The sequence below is a fragment of the Pseudoalteromonas sp. Z9A4 genome (assembly GCF_011378845.1).
In the GTDB taxonomy this organism is placed as follows: Bacteria; Pseudomonadota; Gammaproteobacteria; order Enterobacterales; family Alteromonadaceae; genus Pseudoalteromonas; species Pseudoalteromonas arctica.
The window spans coordinates 1-19,161 of sequence record NZ_WTLA01000019.1; the positions used below are offsets into that span (position 1 = coordinate 1).

17 protein-coding genes and 1 riboswitch are annotated in these 19,161 nt (G+C 40.6%); of the genes, 8 read left to right on the top strand and 9 right to left on the bottom strand.

Features of this window, described 5'->3' with window-relative positions:
* Positions 1-122: 122 nt before the first annotated feature.
* From GQR54_RS13535 to GQR54_RS13545, 3 genes are all read right to left on the bottom strand, one after another.
* The gene (locus tag GQR54_RS13535; RefSeq protein ID WP_024593452.1) at positions 123-851 is read right to left on the bottom strand and encodes a CBM9 family sugar-binding protein; all 729 of its coding nucleotides are present in this window, start codon (positions 849-851) and stop codon (positions 123-125) included.
* Positions 852-918: 67 nt separating this feature from the next.
* A complete protein-coding gene (locus tag GQR54_RS13540; protein WP_166378265.1) occupies positions 919-1,998 on the bottom strand; it encodes an MBL fold metallo-hydrolase in 1,080 nt (359 codons plus the stop codon).
* 74 nt (positions 1,999-2,072) lie between these two features.
* Positions 2,073-2,729 carry a DUF2959 domain-containing protein gene (locus GQR54_RS13545; RefSeq protein WP_007582161.1) on the bottom strand — a complete coding sequence of 219 codons (657 nt, stop codon included), beginning with the start codon at positions 2,727-2,729 and terminating at the stop codon, positions 2,073-2,075.
* A gap of 87 nt (positions 2,730-2,816) precedes the next feature.
* On the opposite strand from GQR54_RS13545, the gene GQR54_RS13550 reads away from it, so the two are divergent.
* Both GQR54_RS13550 and dtd read left to right on the top strand, forming a co-directional pair.
* A complete protein-coding gene (locus GQR54_RS13550) occupies positions 2,817-3,722 on the top strand; it encodes a virulence factor BrkB family protein (protein WP_024600023.1) in 906 nt (301 codons plus the stop codon).
* The gene (dtd, locus tag GQR54_RS13555; protein ID WP_166378267.1) at positions 3,723-4,160 is read left to right on the top strand and encodes a D-aminoacyl-tRNA deacylase; all 438 of its coding nucleotides are present in this window, start codon (positions 3,723-3,725) and stop codon (positions 4,158-4,160) included.
* On the opposite strand, the gene GQR54_RS13560 is transcribed toward dtd, so the two are convergent.
* Positions 4,149-4,862 (bottom strand): fused MFS/spermidine synthase, encoded by a 714-nt coding sequence (locus GQR54_RS13560; protein WP_007376217.1) that lies wholly within the window; start codon positions 4,860-4,862, stop codon positions 4,149-4,151. The two genes, dtd and GQR54_RS13560, sit on opposite strands and share 12 nt — an antisense overlap.
* Positions 4,863-5,110: 248 nt before the next feature.
* Here GQR54_RS13560 and GQR54_RS13565 point away from each other — a divergent pair, with 248 nt between their 5' ends.
* Positions 5,111-6,004 carry a bifunctional GNAT family N-acetyltransferase/hotdog fold thioesterase gene (locus tag GQR54_RS13565; protein ID WP_024589539.1) on the top strand — a complete coding sequence of 298 codons (894 nt, stop codon included), beginning with the start codon at positions 5,111-5,113 and terminating at the stop codon, positions 6,002-6,004.
* 72 nt (positions 6,005-6,076) lie between these two features.
* Here the strand turns inward: GQR54_RS13565 and GQR54_RS13570 are convergent, their stop codons facing one another.
* The 5 genes from GQR54_RS13570 to dapA form a co-directional block, all read right to left on the bottom strand.
* Positions 6,077-7,111 (bottom strand): phospholipase A, encoded by a 1,035-nt coding sequence (locus GQR54_RS13570; protein ID WP_166378269.1) that lies wholly within the window; start codon positions 7,109-7,111, stop codon positions 6,077-6,079.
* A 207-nt stretch (positions 7,112-7,318) separates the two neighbouring features.
* Positions 7,319-8,440, bottom strand: a complete 1,122-nt coding sequence (locus GQR54_RS13575; RefSeq protein ID WP_166378271.1) for a succinylglutamate desuccinylase/aspartoacylase family protein — start codon at positions 8,438-8,440, stop codon at positions 7,319-7,321.
* Between the two features lie 5 nt (positions 8,441-8,445).
* Positions 8,446-9,651 carry a PLP-dependent decarboxylase gene (locus GQR54_RS13580; protein WP_166378273.1) on the bottom strand — a complete coding sequence of 402 codons (1,206 nt, stop codon included), beginning with the start codon at positions 9,649-9,651 and terminating at the stop codon, positions 8,446-8,448.
* Positions 9,651-10,391, bottom strand: a complete 741-nt coding sequence (locus GQR54_RS13585) for a 2,3,4,5-tetrahydropyridine-2,6-dicarboxylate N-succinyltransferase (RefSeq protein ID WP_007376223.1) — start codon at positions 10,389-10,391, stop codon at positions 9,651-9,653. Before GQR54_RS13585 ends, GQR54_RS13580 begins: the two co-directional genes overlap by 1 nt.
* A gap of 15 nt (positions 10,392-10,406) precedes the next feature.
* On the bottom strand, positions 10,407-11,291 hold the full coding sequence (gene dapA / locus GQR54_RS13590) for a 4-hydroxy-tetrahydrodipicolinate synthase (protein ID WP_166378275.1): 885 nt from the start codon (positions 11,289-11,291) through the stop codon (positions 10,407-10,409).
* Positions 11,292-11,481: 190 nt separating this feature from the next.
* Positions 11,482-11,681, bottom strand: a riboswitch (Lysine riboswitch).
* A 188-nt stretch (positions 11,682-11,869) separates the two neighbouring features.
* Here dapA and GQR54_RS13595 point away from each other — a divergent pair.
* From GQR54_RS13595 to GQR54_RS13615, 5 genes are all read left to right on the top strand, one after another.
* On the top strand, positions 11,870-12,565 hold the full coding sequence (locus GQR54_RS13595) for a DNA-3-methyladenine glycosylase I (protein WP_165725935.1): 696 nt from the start codon (positions 11,870-11,872) through the stop codon (positions 12,563-12,565).
* A gap of 11 nt (positions 12,566-12,576) precedes the next feature.
* Entirely contained in the window at positions 12,577-13,986 is a 1,410-nt protein-coding gene (locus GQR54_RS13600) for a protein adenylyltransferase SelO family protein (protein WP_166378277.1), read from the top strand.
* Positions 13,987-14,374: 388 nt separating this feature from the next.
* Positions 14,375-15,433, top strand: a complete 1,059-nt coding sequence (locus GQR54_RS13605) for an OmpA family protein (RefSeq protein WP_166378279.1) — start codon at positions 14,375-14,377, stop codon at positions 15,431-15,433.
* Between the two features lie 293 nt (positions 15,434-15,726).
* Entirely contained in the window at positions 15,727-18,324 is a 2,598-nt protein-coding gene (acnB, locus tag GQR54_RS13610) for a bifunctional aconitate hydratase 2/2-methylisocitrate dehydratase (RefSeq protein WP_007579986.1), read from the top strand.
* A gap of 200 nt (positions 18,325-18,524) precedes the next feature.
* Positions 18,525-19,157, top strand: coding sequence for a 2OG-Fe dioxygenase family protein (locus GQR54_RS13615; RefSeq protein WP_008167256.1), 633 nt, complete (start codon positions 18,525-18,527; stop codon positions 19,155-19,157).
* Positions 19,158-19,161 lie beyond the last annotated feature (4 nt).

Sequence of the window (19,161 nt, forward strand, 5' to 3'; positions counted from 1 at the left end):
CTGTTTTGGTGTTGTGAAGAATCAAACTGAATATCAGCCCCAAGCTATTTAAAGAAAGCTTGAGGCTGGTTAGAAGAGATGGTATCTACTTAATTATTTTGTTGGTGGTAGTTGGTAGTTACTTACTTTTTAGGGAGTAGGGTGATTTTGCCAAATACGTCAGCATCTATAAAACCACGGTTTCTGTCGCCATTTACTGGTTGTACTTCGTGTGAGCCCATAAAGTGCTCGCGCACGTCACTGCCGTCGTTATCGCAATACGCTAGCATAAATCCGATTACCTGCTTTTCGCTAAGTGTAATTGGGGTATTTTTAGCACCTTCTTTATAATCATTCGGGTAGAGTTTTATCGCTACTTCCCAGGTGATGTTAAAGGGCGCGGTGGTGTTGCGCTTCCAGTTGCTGACTAGGTGGTCGGTATACAAATGGGCTTTTTTATCAGGTCCGTAATCGGCGGCTTGGTTATCAAGGCCAATATGGTACGCCAAAGCGGTGTGATTAAATTGATGATTACCACCGGATGCATCGCTATCAATAAATACTTCAAGCGCGTCGTCATCCCAATATTTATAGGTTGGATCGGCGTGTGTATCTATTAAAACGTCATCCACAATATCGGCTTGTAGGTATAAATAGTTTTGATCCCACAGTAAGCGATAACGCCCTTTAAAGTCGGCATCGCTTGATGGCAGTGTGCCATCCATTAAATAAGGCATATCGTGCCAAGCGGCTTTATCCCACGCACTTTCTGATACGCCATCAATAGTAATTGGAGTTGATGTATGTTCAACATCAATAGCCATTGCAGGCGTGCTTAATAAAAAGCTTAAGGCGAGTGCTAATTTTTTCATTAATTTCTCAATTTTATTGTGTGCTTGTCTTAATGTAATAACAATCTTAAAACAGCTAAGTAAATAGTTACAGTGAAATACTTTCGCCTTCGTTTAAAATATACAGCGGTGTTTTAGCATCCATTTTTTTAACCATGTGTAATAAACGTAGCAAAGCAGAGTGGCTAGTATGGTCGCCCATTTTCCAACTTGAGTTACCATACCCCCACGGTATCATTACTTTACAGTTAAGCTCTTGTGCTGCGTTGAGCGCATCCTCTGGTGTAGTGTGAACGTAGCGGTAAAATTTGCCACTTTCTTTACTGTAGTAAGATGCGATTGGTATTAAGCACACATCTATATCGCCATATTTTTGCTGTATATCTTTAAAGTGTTTTGAGTAGCCCGTATCGCCTGCAAAAAATAAGGTACTGCCGTTTTGTTCAAGTAGCCAGCCATTCCATAAGTCTTTATTGTTATCTTCGTAAATAAAGGGCACCAATACTCGAGCGCTAAAATGATGAGCTGGCACGGCATTAATAACTAAGTCGTCAATGTTGGTTGTTGAGTACCATGGCATTTCGCTAATATTAAAACCGCCGGTGGGGAAGTTGTCGGCCATACCGAGTGGTGTTAAATAACGAGGTTTATTGCCAATGCTTTGTATGTCGGCTTTATTAAAGTGATCGTAATGAATATGTGAATACATTACCGCATCAATATTTTCCAGTTCTTGTTCACTAGGCCAAGCGCCTGCTTTACGATAAATACCACCGCCGAGTTTAAAGCCAAGTGCTACTGGAGAATCAAACTGATTTTTTACCGGATCAAACAGCACACTTTGACCATTTGGGGTGTTAATTACAAAACTAGCGTGGCCAAGCCAGCGTACGGTATAGCCGGTGCTAAGTTGTGGCTTAGTTTGCAGACCTTGGTACTGGCAGTTTTCGCTGCCGGTTTTGCATAGTAAGTCTGGGTGGGCTGGGTAGCAGTTTTCAGTACAGGTAGTGGGATATGTTTTTTCACCTGTGTATAAATTTTTATAACGACCGTTCTTATCATTAATAACAACAACTGAGTCGGGACTGGTAATACGATTAATATTATTAGGTGCACCGCAGGCCGTTAATATACATAAGAGCGTTGTTGCGATTAAAAAGCGTTTCATTGTAAATCCCTTTTAGCATTCCCTTTAACATAAAAAAGCCTGCAATTAAGCAGGCTTGTTAAAGTAACAAATAATTAGCCAGCGCTATTCATTTGTTCAATAAATTTGTTTGAATCGGCAATCGATTTGTTCATGTCGTTCATCAACAATTGAATATCGCGCTTAAGGTTAGTGAATTCACCTTTAATAGCCGATACCGCTTGTGCATTTAAGTTATGCTTTAGGTATAAAACGTTATCATGAAGCGAGGTTAATACTGGCTCCATTTTACTCTCTGCGCTGCGCATTGAGCGTAATAGCTGATCAAATTGACGCTTAGTCGCAGTTAGCTTTTTGCTGCTTTCACGCTTAAGTGATGCACTTTTGTACTGCTCTAACTCATCGGCCCACTCATCAAATAGCGCTTCTGCCACGTCTTCTACTTTATTGATGTTAGTTGATACTTCGTTAGCGGCATTTAAGCTCGACTCGTAATCGTCGTTTAATTGATTGTAAGTGTCTTGTAGTTCGCCACCATTAAAATCGATTAGAGTAGTTAAGCGCTCTAGTGCCGATTTAAATTCTTCTTGTGACTCTTGTTGCGAGTCTTTGGTTTCTTCTACGCGGTCAATAAGAATATCGCGTTTGTGAACACCGACTTTTTCCATTGCAGAATAATAAGCTGATTGGCAGCCAGTTAAAGTAAGTGTTACTACAAGCATTGAAACACTGAGTAATGTTTGTTTTTTCATTTGAATTCCTGTTTACGAGCGTTAGTGCTGTAAATTATGGCGCTGATTGTTATTATAATCAAAACTATATAAGCACAAGTCAATTGTATGAATGATAAGCTCTCACATTACAAACAGCAAGTTAAGTCCTTTATACGCCAGCAGCCTGGTTGGTGGATGCAGTATTTTAATCGGTGTATAGACGATCAAATAACGGTTAATGCAGGTTACCTTGCTTACGTAACCCTTCTGTCGTTAGTGCCATTAATTGCGGTGGGTGTTGCTATATTTTCAGCTTTTCCGGGCTTTGAATCTACTCGCATGGAAATTGAGAGCTTTTTGTTTACCAACTTTGTCCCTACCTCTACCGATGTTATTAGAGAGCACATTAGCTCCTTTGCGGGCAATGCCAACCAAATGACGGCGGTAGGTATTGGCTTTTTAGCTGCAATAGCCTTGCTGTTAATACGTAATGTAGATGCCACATTGAACCGAATTTGGCGCATAAAGAAAAAGCGCCCAATGATGATCTCATTTGCTGTGTACTGGATGGTTTTGAGCTTAGGGCCTATGTTGCTCGGTGCCAGTATTGGTGTTACCTCTTATATTGTATCTTTGGTGTCGTTTGCTGATCAGGGAATTCCGGGGTTTAGCGGGTTTTTGTTAAAGTTATTGCCGTATGGGATTTCGATGGTGGGCTTTATTATGCTCTACACCTTAGTGCCTAATACGCGGGTGTCGTTCAGAGCGGCAATACCTGGCGCTTTTTTTGCGGCACTTTTATTTGAGCTGACTAAAAAAGGGTTTGCACTTTATATTAGCCATTTTCCGTCATACGAAGTTATTTACGGCGCAGTAGCAACCATTCCTATTTTGTTTGTATGGGTGTATTTGTCGTGGGTCGTTGTTTTGCTTGGTGCTGAATTTACTGCGTGCATTAGCCCAAATGATATTCCAGAAACACCAGAGCTTGAACTAGAAGATGATGAACCAGCAATAAAGGACACAGTTTAAATGCAAGGTTTAATACAACGTGTAAAGCATGCCAAAGTAGAAATTAACAACCAAGTGGTAGGCGAAATTAGCCAAGGTATACTGTTGTTGCTGGGCGTTGAAAAACACGACGACAAACAAACGGCCGATAAGCTTTTACACAAGGTAAGTAATTATCGTATTTTTACTGACGAAAACGACAAAATGAACTTAAGCCTTAAAGATATTAAAGGTGAGTTACTGGTGGTTTCGCAATTTACGCTAGCGGCTGATACTAGAAAGGGTATGCGCCCTAGTTTTTCATCTGCGGCAACGCCAAGCCAAGCTAACGAGCTTTACGAATACTTTGTAGCTCAAGCTAAAGAGTTGGGGCTTACAATAGCCACAGGTGAGTTTGGTGCCGATATGCAAGTAAGCTTGTGTAACGATGGGCCCGTTACGTTTAACTTATCTGTTTAAGTTTTTGGTTACCACGACAATATGATTTACATAGCCCGTAATTTTTTGCGGGCTAACATTACAACCAAATACATCGAGTAATAGCTGCTGAAGTTGCTTTAATTGCGACTCATGCTGCGATAAAAAGTTAATAAATAGCACGCCGTTGTTATTTAAAGCCGAGTAGATTTTTTTATAAAATGCCTCTTCAAATAAAAATCGAGGTGCATCTATCTGGCTAAACAAATCTAAAATAATCCAATCAATATTTTGCACACTTTCTAAAATCTGTTGCGCATCGGCGCACAGCAGTTGCTCATTCTTATTTGACGAAAAAAACTGGGTATAGCAATCAATAATATCGGCGTTTTTTTCAACCGATGTTATTTGTGCTTTAGGGTATTTGTGTTGTAAATAGTTACGAATTGCACCGCCGCCAAGGCCGAGTTCTAACACTTTTTGTGGCGCGCTAAGAGCTTGCCAGTGCTTATCTAGGTACAATAAGTGTGGAAAAAGTAATAAATCCGGGTTATTTAAATCAATAACAGATTGAAGAGTGTCGTTAATAAGTAACCAGCGTAACTGCTCGTGCTCACGTACTTGAATGTGATCGCCACTGCATTTATGCCAATAGATTAACTGACCAATGCTGTGGCTATTTTCAATAAATTGATCGCTCAGCAAACCCGTCAGTGAATTTATATAATTGATTTTTTCAGTCATATTCTCAGCATAAACTAGCAACGTTAAAGCGCAATGGCCTTTGTCATTATTTTTTTACGTTATTTTACAGCCATCACCAAAGTCGTATTTGCAGTTTTTTTAAGATGGAGTATGGTATTTGCCATAATAATGCCAATCAATTTAATTATTTTATTTTTTTAGCTTGGTAGATAACCAATACTATTAGTATAGCGCCGTAGCCTTTTTTTTGACTTTTATTTACGGCTTATATAACAACAGGAGTATGTATGTTTCAGGTAAGCACCCCACAAAGTAGCGAAGATTGGCAAGCGTATTACCAATTGCGTTGGCAGGTATTACGCGCGCCTTGGGGCGAGCCTCGTGGCTCTGAACAAGACGATATGGAACAAGACTCTGAGCACCGCTTTATAAAAAATAAAGAAGGCGAAGTGCTAGGTGTAGCACGTTTGCACTTTAACAGTCATGAGCAAGCACAAGTGCGCTACATGGCAGTTGCAGAGGGGAACCGTAATCAGCATATTGGTAGTCGTTTGCTTCATGAGCTTGAAAAAATAGCATGGACACAAAATGCCGATGAACTGGTTTTGTTTGCACGCGAACGAGCGCTTGAGTTTTATAAACGCCACGGTTACGAATTAAAAGAAAAAGCGCACTTAGCGTATGGCGATGTACAACACTTTAAAATGGTAAAGCAAAAACCGTGTGAGCCAGGCTGGTTCCGTCATCCAAATTGGACGCAAGTACTACAAAATACGTGGCGTGAGTCTATTCCAATTAGTGACGCGATGGGTATTAAGGTAGAAAGCTATACCGATTGGCAATTTACAACCAGCGCCGACCTAGACGCTAACTTAAACCTACATAACACCATGTTTGCAGGCTCTATTTATAGCTTGGCCACGCTAACAGGTTGGGGCGCTACGTACTTAGCACTTAAAGAAGCTGGGCTTGAAGGTAATATTGTATTAGCCGATGCTAACATTAAGTACTTAAAGCCGCTTACTACCGACCCACGTGGTTGTGTTGATATACAAACCTGTAAGGGCAAGTTAAGCGATTTAGAAACCGACGGTAAAGCAAGTTACGTAGTGCCTGTAACTATTTACGATGGTGATAACGTGGTTGCAGAATTTGAAGGGCAGTTTGTAGTAAAAAAATAACTGTTTAGCTGTTCAAAACACAAAAAAGCCAAGCGATGCTTGGCTTTTTTGTGCGTAAAACTTAGAGAAGTATCACAGCAGGTCGGTTAATAATATACCTACACCAATACGTTCTACATCCGCGTTGTAATCAATTAAGCTTTCGCCATAACCGTTAAAGTATTGTGCATAACCACGAACTCGGCCCCATAAAGGAAACGACCAGTCGAGTTGAATTGCACCACGATTATCTGAATTTAAATTGTTACGTGTCATAAAGCTAAATTCATGGTCATGAAAACGATACGCGCCGCTAAATTCAAAGTAACCCATGTATTTGTATATGTCTGGGTTGTCATCGCCCTTAGCTTCTAAAATATCTTCTTTTTCGTCCTCAGCTATTCGGTACCAAGGTTTAAAGCTAAAAACAAAGCCTCTGTTTTCCCAGATAAAATCTGCATAAATACGGTTCCACGAACGTGAGTTTGGTTGGCTTCGACCATTTGACTGATGCGAAATACCTAAAGCAATTGCCATTTCGTCGCCCCATAATACGTTTTCTGGGTCGAGGTAATTTATCCAAAATATCTCTGGTTCGTAGTTGGTCTCACGAAATGGAGAAGAAATTTCTGAGTTATAAAGCTGCCAATACGATTGCAGTGTAAAGCCAAAAAATATAGCTTGGTCTTTATCCGAAAAATCATCGTAAAGAGGCACTTTTATCGATAGCTGGTATTTTGCTTCTAAGTTGTCGAGCGGTTCACCGTCGTTATCGTCTGTTAGTGCATCAAAGCCATCAAATGGGCGATCGTTTGGGTGTGATACGTACGAAAGCGGTAAAATATAGTTACGCTTATGTGGCGTAATTACATTTCTATTTTTTTTACCTACTTCTTCACGAGCTTGGCGTTTATCAAGCGCGGTAAGTTGTTTGTTTTCTTCAAGAGCTGAACACTTTTTACGAAGATCGTCTAATGTTTGTTTACCATCTCCGCCAATTACCTCATTTAAAATACACTGCTTTACAAGTTCGATGTCGTTGTCTTGCTCATTTGTAGCAACTTCTTCTTGTGCGAAGGTAGCTGTACTTATTAAGGCAGAAAGTGTGATCCAGTGGCGCCAGCTCATTGTAATTCCTTGTGGGTTCGGGTTGTGTTGTATGCGTTAATTTAATTATAACGTCTTTTTACATATGTAACGGTGAACTTTTACTGAATTTGTATTTATAACAAAGTCTATACGTATACAAAGTAAATATAGATCAGAAAAAAAGCGGCCTAGGCCGCTTTTTTAATGCACATTAACTATGTGCTCTCACGCAATGAGAAGGGTGAGCTAAAGCTCAAATATGTTAGTAAAAAACTTATAAAGTTCGGTGCCTTGGTTAACACTCGCCGAGGCAAAGTGCAAAATGGCAATTGCATCGCAATCGAGAGTAAGTGTTTGCAGTGGTTGCTCGCTTAAGTAGCGCTCCATGCGTAAAATATTAGCAATAGGCTCACCGGCTTTAATGTGCCCACCAAGTGGGGCTAAGTATTCAACCATGCCGCCAATAGGGGCGTAATAAGCAAAGTAGTCATCTAAATTACATGCATAGCGAGTCATATTGGCTGGCGTATGCGGTGCGTTTTGTAATACGCCTTTGTGATTTAAGTAACTTAAAATGCTGTTAGCATCGTTTAGTGCTTCTTTTAAGTCTATTTTTTCTTGGCTGCCTAGCTCTACAGTAAATGCTTCTACAGGTATTGATAATTCACGACCTTGCTCGCTAAGTGCATCACTCAAATGCCACCATGGGCAAAAGTTAGCTTCATCCATAGCACCGTCAAAATCACTAGGAATAAGCAATACATGCTCAATATTAAAGTAACGTGCGCTGTCGGTTGCATAAGTTGGGCAGTACAAATGCTTGCTTGAAATAGGACCTGTGTGCAAATCGAGTACTATATCAGCCTGATGAGCGAGCTTTTGTAAGTTAAGCGCAATGCGTTTACCTGTATTAAGTAAATAAGCAGGGCCGTTAAGTTTGCTGTCTACTTCGTCAATAAGCGCCTGTTTGAAGTTACTTTTTAATGTAGCGTCGTCATACAGGGTATGATTTTGTGCAAACTGTGTCACTAAATTTTTATTGTAGTGATACATGCGATTCCAATTAGTACCCGTAATCGGATCGAACCTGCCAAGGGTAAACTCGCCAGATTTTTGATTACAACCAATTGGGTTAGCGTAGGGCACAAGGGTAATATCGCCATTAAGGTTTAAGTTTTTTAACTGCTCAAGCAGCTGAAAAATAACCGCGTTACCTTGCACTTCAGCGCCATGCATATTGGCCTGAACATAAACACTAGGCCCTGTGCCATCACCTTTTAAACGATACACCGGAATTGTAAGTGGTAAGCCGTTTGCAACTTCCCCTACTACAATGTTCTCTTGGCTGATGTGTGTTGTATTACTCATGCTTATTACCTTAAGTAGTGGCTGGCATTTTCGGCTTGGCGAACACAGGTAAGTTCACCGTTTTGCAATGTGTACTCGCCGGCGAGCTCGTGGCATAAAAAATACGGCATACTTTCGGTAAAGCCGTAAGCACCGCATTGGCTAAACACTAGCCAGTCGTGCTCATTTAAATCGCTTGGCAGGTTATGCTCACCTAAGCAATCAAGCGCTGTACAAAGCGGGCCGTATAAAGTGACCGCTTGAGTTTTAGCACTGGATTCACGCAGTAACGCAGCAGGAAAATCTTGGCTGGTAACAGCAGGGCGTAATAAGTGGTTTATACCGCCGCTTAAAATGACTTGCTGTTGATTATAGTTTTGTTTGCGCTCTATTACTGGGTTTGCGTAATGACCACATTCGCCAACGGCATAACGACCAAGTTCCATCCATAACTCTTCTACGCCCGCATCATTTTTAATTTTAGCGAGTGCAGCTATTAAGTCATCCCAATCAAGTGTTGTTTCGCTTTGTGTATAAGGAATACCTAAGCCGCCACCTAAATCGAGAATTTTAAGGCTAATATTTAAATCGCTGGCAAGTTGGCTAAGTGGTGCAATCATTTGTGACCACAATTCGCTTAGCTTTTGCGTGCTAAGCATGTTGCCCCACTGAAAAATATGTAAGCCGTCAAACTTAAGTGCAGGGTAGTCGGTTACATTGAGTGCTTGCCACTCATCACAACCTAAACCAAACGGCGTAAGGCTGTCGCCGCCCAGTGGGTTTTTTTCACCTTCAGGCCAGCGTAATTGCACTCGCAGTAACACTTGCAACTGCGTATTTTGCAGTTGCGCTTGTTGGTTTAACCAACGTACTTGATTGAGGCTTTCGGCTACGAATATACGTACTCCGCGCTCAATAAAGTGTTTAATTTGTTTAGGGCTTTTTGCAGGCCCTGTGTTGAGCACGCGCTGTGAGCTAATACCTTGTGCTAGCACTTGCTCAAGCTCACCTTTACTTGCTACGTCAAAATTAAAGCCAGCACTGTCTAAGCTTTGAATAATTTTAGACAGTGGATTTGCTTTTACCGCGTACCACAGTTTTACATCGGTTTGCGCAACTAAACGTGCAAGATGCGTGTTTAGTTGATCTAGGTCGTAAACAAAAAAAGGTGTATCAAGTTGTTGTGTAATTGTATTTACAGCGGTTTTGATAGGCGTGCTCAAAAAGCTCATTATCGTAAAACCTCTTCTAGCAATAACGATGCATCGCTTTTCTCGTCGCGGTATTTAACAATTAACGCACACGACATGCTTAAGCCTTGCTCGCGCGCCCACTCGTTTGACGCAGGGCGAGAGCCTGGTATTACAATCGCGTATTCTGGGATTGGCTCGCCTTTATCTAGTTGGCGCTCGTTTACGCAGTCGTATACCGGAATAGTTGCTGATAAACGCACGCCTGGGGCAAGTACTGCACCTTTTTTAATAACTACACCTTCAACAATAATACAGCCAGCGCCAATAAAGGCGTCGTCTTCTACAACTACTGGGCTTGCACCAATTGGCTCAAGTACACCACCAAGCTGCACTGCAGCACTTAAATGTACGTTTTTACCTACTTGTGCACACGAGCCAACTAATGCGTGGCTATCTACCATTGTGCCTTCGTCGATATATGCACCAATGTTTACATACGCTGGTGGCATAATAATCGTGCCTTTAGCAACATAAGCACCACGGCGAACACTTGAGCCACCTGGTACCATACGAACGCCATCGTCAGTACTAAACTCTTGTGGAGCTAGGTTATGTTTATCAACAAAGCCGCCTGCAAACTCAGTATTAGTGCCATTTTTAAAGGCATCCAAAATGCCTTGTTTTACTTCTACGTTAGCTTGCCATTGGCCGCTTTCGTTTTGTGATGCTGCGCGTACTGCGCCCGATTCTAAATTATTTAATAGTTCTAACCAGCTCATTATAAAAACCTGTATTTAATGCCAAGATAAAATGGTGTTGTTTGCAGTTGTGATGCAATCGGTTTGAGTTAACTCAAGGTGTGTTAAAGGTGGACGAAGTTGCGGGCTGCTTAAGCGACCTTGCAAATGCATCAATACCTTTACGGGAATAGGGTTTGCGACAGCAAATAGGCTATTAATAGCGCTTGACCACTGGGCAAATAAATTAGGGTGTTGACCACTTAAGCTGCGTTTAACAAACTCGTGAGTTTGTGCGGGCCATGCATTTGCAGCTACCGACACCAAACCTTTTGCGCCAGCTTGAGCAAAATAAGGCATTAGCGCATCGTCGCCACTAAAAATAGCTAAATTAGGCGCAGCTTGGCGATAAGCTTCAAACTGAGCAATGCTGCCGCTCGCTTCTTTTAACGCCCATAAATTTTTATTATTTTGTAAGTTTTGAATTGTTGCCGTTGGAATGCTAACAGCACTTCGACCCGGTACGTTATAAAGCATACACGGGTGAGCGCTTGCATTAAGTAGGCTTTCAAACCAATGAGTTTGACCTATAGCGCCGGGCTTTGCATAAAGCGGTGAGCCAAGTAAAAAGCTATGAATTGGGAGTGTATTACAGTAGTTAACCCACTTAATTTGTTGCTTTAAGTTACTACCGCCCACAGCAACCATGAGTGGTACTGCTGGTTTTAGCTGGCATACGTGTTCAACAATGGCTTGTTGCTCTTTTAGCGTTAGTGCTAAACCTTCGCCCGTACTGCCAAGTAGTAAAATACCGTTATGTGCCGCTTCTTGATCGCTAACCAGTTTAGTTAACGTGTTGTAGTCAACATCGCCGTGTTGATCAAATGGCGTAACGAGCGCGGTCCACAATGAGTAGTCGTTTAAATTGAAGTTGTTGATCATCTCTCACGAACTTATAATTTGTACCAATTTTATTAAAAACGTGATCATTTTAGCGATAACTAATTTAATGCAATTGGTATTATTCGAAGAGTTAAAAAGCTTTATGGAAGGAGCCGCATTAACGTCGTTCGAACTAATAATTCGAAGAGCGAATGGGCTTAAAATAATAGGGCGCACGGCCTTAATATTTAAGACCAGAAGCTCTCCACCAAACTAATAAGCTGCTTTTATAAGCAGCTATTGGTGACAGTCGCTAGGGTTCAACCTAGTCGCCCGAAATAAACACCTCGCAAAAGTGATTACTTCTCGGCGTTAATTCCCCTCACGTATGCTCACTGGAGTTTGCGCTCCTAACATACGCTACCTGAATAACGCACCTCTTCTAGCCCTTTACACCTGTTTGTAGAGTAAAAACTTACAAACCTGTGCAATTTAAATAGGGTAATTACGGCGATTAAAGCATTTTAGCCGTCTAGGTGTCAAGCGACTAAATGCATATTCATTCATAATGGGAGTGGTTACGTATTGGGTGCTTTTCTCGTACACTAGCAATATAAGTAGTGAGGTATTTAATTAGTATGGAAAAATTTAGCGATATTTATAAGCGAGCGGTAGAGCGAAAAGGCTCCGAAAAAATGCTTAAGTTATTACTTGCAAAACCGCTATCTAAAAAACAACTAAGCACGTTAAGTGACGACGATTGGCTTGAGGAATTTACTCGAAAAGTATTTCAAAGCGGCTTTTATTGGTCAGTAATTAATAATAAGTGGCCGGGCTTTAGAGAGGTTTTTTGGGGTTTTAGCGTTGATAAGTTATTAATGATGCCACCTGATATGCTGGAACAAAAAGCAACGGATGAGCGAATTGTTCGTAACTATAAAAAAGTAAAAACAATTACCGAAAATGCTTACATGATCCACGAAATAGCAGGGGAACATGGCAGTTTTAGTCAGTTCATCGCTAATTGGCCAACAGACGATATTATTGGTTTATGGGCGTATTTAAAAAAACATGGTTCGCGTTTAGGCGGAAATACAGGACCTTATGCGCTACGAGCACTTGGTAAAGATACTTTTTTACTATCACGCGATGTAGAGAATTACTTACGTGCTCATAAAATTATAGACGGTGGCTTACAAACTAAAAAATCACTGAGTGCAGCCCAAGCTTTTTTTAATGAAATGCAAAAGCAAAGCGGCTTAAGTATGCAAGAGTTAAGTTTAATTGTTGCTTATGGCGTTGGTGACAACCGTGTTGGTATAAGTCAGCAATAATAGGAATTACCATGAAATTAGTGCCAAGATACACAGACATTACGGAAAACTTTGCGATAGAAGATTTTCCTGCAAGTGTTGCCTCTCCTCAGTTATTGCTGTGGAACGAGAGCTTAGCAAAAGAGTTTAATATTAACGTTGCAGCTGATTTGCGTGCTAGCACTTTTAGCGGTAACGAGAAACAGGCGATTCCTGCGGTAGCACTTGGTTACTCTGGGCACCAATTTGGGCATTTTTCACCACGTTTAGGCGATGGGCGAGCGCATTTGCTGGGCGCTATTAATGATGATAAAAACCAGTTGTGGGATATTCAATTAAAAGGCTCTGGTGCTACTCCTTACTCAAGAGGGGGAGATGGGCGTTGTGCTCTTGGTCCTGCTATTCGTGAATACGTAATGAGCGAGGCAATGCATGCACTAGGCATTAAAACCACACGCTGCTTAGCTGTTGTTGGTAGTGGTGAAACGGTTTATCGCAATCCGCCACAAGCAGGCGCAATAGTGACTCGTTTAGCAACGAGCCATATTCGTGTTGGCTCGTTTCAATATTTAGCAACGCAAGGCGATGTTGAAGGGCTTAAAAAATTAGCCGATTTAGCCATTGATCGACACTACCCAGAAATAACCGATACAGGATCGCAGCGTTATTTAGCATTTTTAGGCGCTGTGATTAAAAACCAAGTTAAGCTAGTTGTGAGCTGGATGCGTGTTGGCTTTATTCACGGAGTAATGAATACCGATAATACGCTAGTAAACGGAGAAACCATTGATTACGGCCCGTGTGCCATGATGAATAGCTTTGACTTTGATACCGTATTTAGCTCTATCGACAAACAAGGTCGGTATGCATTTGGTAATCAACCTAATATAGCTAACTGGAACTGTGCTCGCTTAGCTGAGAGTTTAATACCACTTATTAGCGATGATGACGAGCAAGCGGTTTCATTAATGACGCCATTTATTAATAGTTTTGCTGAGCAGTTTAATACTGAGTTTACGGCTATGTGGGCACAAAAACTGGGTTTAAATGAATCTTGTAATAGTAGCGGCGAGTTAATCGCAGAGTTGTTAACACTATTAAAAGATAACCAGCTCGACTACACCAATACTTTCGATGCGCTTACTGAATCCTTAAAAGAAGAAGTAGTAATACCAGAGTCGCTAATTGAATGGAGAGCTAAGTGGGTAAGCTTAACCGACGATAATAGTTATGAAGTAATGAGAGCGGCAAATCCTCGTGTAATACCGCGTAATCATGTGATCGAAAAAATAATTGCAGAGTATAATGCTGCAGGGTCTAGTGAGTTACTACAACGTTTTATAAAAATAGCGGGTAATCCGTATTCTGACAGTGAGCAACTACCGGAATTTCAAGCTACACCGATAAATGATAATGACTACCAGACTTTTTGTGGTACTTAATTATTATATTGTGATGTAACCATATGATTAAAAAGAGTCATTTTTAATCATATGTGAGCACACATGTTGGGGAATATAAACACTGGTGTTATTATGCGCCGAATTAAGATCCAACAATCTTCTATGATTTATGAGTATTTTTAATTTAATTGCTCTACATCTCTTACTGAGTACTAATTTACAATAGCTACTATACTTATTTTTATATCAAGACTTTAATTTCGTCTATAGTAAGTGATCATGTGTTGTTACTACGTATTGAAGAAAGTTATAAACTTTATTTTTCGTTAAGTATCGATTAACAAAAGCTCAGGTAATCTGTACAAAACTGGTTGAGCTAGAGTTCATTAGCTACAATTTATTAGTTGTTAAAAATGGGAAGAAAACAATGAAATTAAAATCACTTACAATCGCAATCGCGTTGGCTGCAACTAGCGCATCTACATTTGCTGCAGATAAAGAAGAAGGTTTCTACATTGGTGTGTTTGGTGATTACTACGACGCATCTTGGAAAAATTTAAACATGTACCAAGACCTAGAAGTTAATGAGTCTGCAAGTTGGGGTGCTGAAGTTGGTTACCGTTTCAGTGATTACTGGAGCGCACGCCTTGAGTATGCTGATATGGATTTTAACGCATTTTTAGCAGCTCCGATCCCAAATGGTAATCGTGACGATGTTGATGGTGAACGTTACGGTATTGATGCTCTTTACCACTTTGGCGGTGGCCCTTTCTACGGTTTATTCGGTGTTAAGGAAATGCAAGTAGCTACAGATAATACGTTCTTAAATGCAGGTATTGGTTACCAACATTTCATTACAGATGGCTTATTTGTTAACGCTGAAACATCTGTATACCAAGGTCTTGACCGTGGTTACACTGACGTAGGTGCTAAATTAGGTATTAACTACTTATTTGGTCAGAACTCTTCGCCAGCAGAGCCAGTTCAGGCTGCTCCAGAACCTGTTGCTGCAGCTCCGTTAGACAGTGATAACGATGGTGTTATTGACGCTAACGACGAGTGTGCTAACACACCAATGGTAGATGCTGTTGATGCTAAAGGTTGTACTGTATACGAAGATAAAGAAGTAACTGTAAAGTTATTAGTAACTTTCCCTCATGACGCTGCTAATGTACCAAATGAATTTTTTGGTGATATTAAGCAAGTTGCTGATTTCATGAAAGAGAACAGTGAAGTAACTGTAGTATTAGAAGGCCATGCTTCTGCTCCTGGTGATGCAACTTATAATCAATCGCTTTCTGAAAAGCGTGCTAAAGATGTAGCTTCTGAATTAACGAAAGACGGTATTGAGAAATCACGTATTTCTACTGTGGGTTACGGCGAAACACGCCTTAAAAACTCAGCCAACACACGCGCTGCAAACGCAGAAAATCGTCGTGTTGAAGCGCAATTAACTACAGTAGAGAAAGTAAAAGTTAAGCGTTAATAGTTATTTATATGTAAAAACCCAGCTTAGGCTGGGTTTTTTTATGCGTGTATTAAAGTGGTTATGCTTATAAATAGTAATGATTCTTACTTAACAAGTATTCATGAAAATAGTTTTTACTACAACCACTATTCATAGTATTTATAATCGGTATAATCAGTTGCGTAACTGGATGGATTTTCATCTATCCATAAAAGCTTTATAATTACGCGTTAGAATACTATGAGTATTGGGTAACTTATTTGCGCTTGAAGCGCTACCGGATACTTTCACGTCACCAAGAGGGCAATATTGTGCTACAAGAATATCGTAAACACGTAGAAGAACGTGCCGCGTTAGGTATCGTACCAGCGCCATTAGATGCTCAGCAAACTGCTGATCTTATTGAATTAATCAAAACTCCACCTGCAGGTGAAGAAGAATTCATTTTAGATTTGTTCATTCAGCGTATACCAGCAGGTGTTGATGATGCTGCTTATATTAAAGCGGGCTTCTTAGCAGCTGTAGCTAAAGGTGAAACTAATTCTCCACTTGTTTCTAAAGAAAAAGCGGCAGAATTATTAGGTACAATGTTGGGCGGTTACAATATCGCACCAATGATTGACCTACTTGATGACGAAACACTTGCACCAATCGTAGTTAAAGGCCTTTCAAATACATTACTTATGTTTGATGCGTTCTACGATGTAGAAGAAAAAGCAAAAGCAGGTAATACATTCGCTAAGCAAATTATTGAGTCTTGGGCAAATGCAGAATGGTTTACTAATAAGCCAGCTGTTGCTGAAAAGATCTCAGTTACTGTATTCAAAGTAACTGGCGAAACAAATACTGATGACTTGTCTCCTGCACCAGATGCATGGTCTCGTCCAGATATCCCACTTCATGCTTTAGCAATGCTAAAAATTGAACGCGATGGTATTACACCTGATAAAGCGGGCGAAGTTGGTCCAATTACTCAGATTGAAGAATTAAAAACTAAAGGTTTACCACTTGCTTACGTAGGTGATGTTGTTGGTACGGGTTCTTCTCGTAAGTCTGCAACTAACTCTGTACTTTGGTTTATGGGCGATGATATCCCGTTTGTACCAAACAAGCGTGTTGGCGGTGTATGTTTAGGTAATAAAATTGCTCCAATCTTCTTCAATACAATGGAAGATTCAGGCGCATTACCAATCGAATTAAATGTTGATGAACTCAACATGGGCGAGCAAATCGACATTTATCCGTACGAAGGTGTTGTTAAGCAACATGGTACTGATAAAGTGATTTCTACTTTTGAGCTTAAATCTGATGTGATTTTAGATGAAGTTCGTGCTGGTGGTCGTATTCCACTAATTATCGGTCGTGGTTTAACTGATAAAGCGCGTACATCTCTTGGCTTAGGTGCAACTGATACATTTAAAGTACCAACAGCAACAGAAGTTTCTGATAAAGGCTTCACACTAGCGCAAAAAATGGTTGGTAAAGCATGTAACGTTGCAGGTATTCGCCCAGGTCAGTACTGTGAGCCTAAAATGACAACTGTTGGTTCGCAAGATACAACAGGTCCTATGACACGTGATGAACTTAAAGATCTAGCATGTTTAGGTTTCTCTGCAGATTTAACAATGCAGTCATTCTGTCATACATCAGCTTATCCTAAGCCTATCGATGTAAGCACTCACCATACGCTTCCTGATTTCATCATGAACCGTGGCGGTGTTTCACTTCGTCCAGGTGATGGTATTATTCACTCGTGGTTAAACCGTATGTTATTACCAGATACCGTAGGTACTGGTGGTGATTCACATACACGTTTCCCATTAGGTATTTCATTCCCAGCAGGTTCGGGTGCAGTAGCATTCGCAGCAGCAACTGGTGTTATGCCGCTTGATATGCCTGAATCTATTTTGGTTCGTTTTAAAGGCGAAATGCAACCAGGTATCACTCTACGTGACCTTGTTCATGCAATCCCTTACTACGGTATCAAACAAGGTTTATTAACAGTTGAGAAAAAAGGTAAAATTAACGAATTCTCTGGTCGCGTACTAGAAATTGAAGGCGTTGAACACCTAACTGTTGAGCAAGCGTTTGAATTATCAGATGCATCTGCAGAGCGTTCGGCAGCAGGTTGTACTGTTAAGTTATCTAAAGAGTCTATCTCTGAATACCTAGAATCAAACATTGTTATGCTTAAGTGGATGATTTCTGAAGGTTACGGTGATGTACGTACGATTGAACGTCGTATTACTGCAATGCAAGATTGGTTAGCTAACCCAGAACTAATGGAAGCTGACGCTGATGCAGAGTACAAGCATATCGTTGAAATTGATTTAGCTGAGATTAAAGAACCTGTTCTTTGTGCTCCAAATGACCCTGATGATGCGCGTCTTCTTTCTGATGTTGCTGGCGAGAAAATTGATGAAGTATTCATCGGTTCTTGTATGACTAACATTGGTCACTTCCGTGCTGCTGGTAAGTTGCTTGATGGCTTTAAAGGTCAACTTCCGACTCAGCTTTGGGTTGCTCCACCTACTAAGATGGACAAAGACCAACTTACAGAAGAAGGTTACTATGGTATTTTTGGTCGTGTTGGCGCACGTATCGAAACTCCAGGTTGTTCACTATGTATGGGTAACCAAGCACGTGTTGCAGATAAAGCAACGGTTGTGTCTACCTCTACACGTAACTTCCCTAACCGTTTAGGTAATGGCGCAAACGTATTCTTAGCATCATCTGAGCTTGCTGCAATTGCTGCAATCATTGGTAAATTACCAACAGTCGCTGAGTACCAAGAATATGCTGCGAAGATCAATGCAACGGCGTCAGATACATACCGTTACTTGAACTTCCACCGCATGCCTGCTTACACTAAAAAAGCAGACAACGTGATTATTCAACAAGCTGTATAATTTTTAGAGTTTGTTTAAAAACCCGCTTAGGCGGGTTTTTTATTGGCTAAAATAAATATTAGATAGTTCATGCTTCTTTTTTTATATTATTGTATTAAATCTAGTCTTAAGTTGCTTTTAAAGTAAGTAATCGCGCAAAAAATCCTATCAAAATGCATTAAAATCCTCATCAATATTCTCATTATTTTAGGCGAGATTTTATGACAGCATTAAACAACCAGAATTTACTGCAACTACGTTTTGTTAACCAAGCAAATATTGATTTGGTTAAGCCTTCTTTTGATAACCTGCCTGCAAATCCTTATGCAGATGGCGCCTTTCGTAAACGTCGTTACTCAGTAGTTAAAATGCAAGATGGTGAAATAAAGCTACAGCAAGCCAAAGCATTTGTTCAAGACGATTCAATTAATACTTTTCAAGGTAATGTAGAGCGTACTTACGAAAACTTAGAGCAAAGTTTACTTGAGTCAGAAGGCATGAAAAGCATTGTAAATGAGTTTCGCCAACTTACCGGTATTGATGAGCAGCGTGATATTGAAATACATCAGTTCCGTATGCTTGCAATTAACAGCGATACGCCGGCAGCGCCAGAAGGCGTGCATCAAGATGGTTTTGACCATGTATGTATATGCGGCGTTTCTCACGAGAACTTAGAAGGCGGCGAGCTACTTGTATACGAAAACAAGCAAGCTGAGCCTTGTTTTAAAATGGAAATAAAAGACGGCATGTTTGCATTAATAAACGACCGTCAAGTGTGGCACAACGCAACACCTATGAACAAAATTGATGCTAGCAAACCAGGTTACCTGGATTGTTTTGTATTAACGTCTTAAGGAA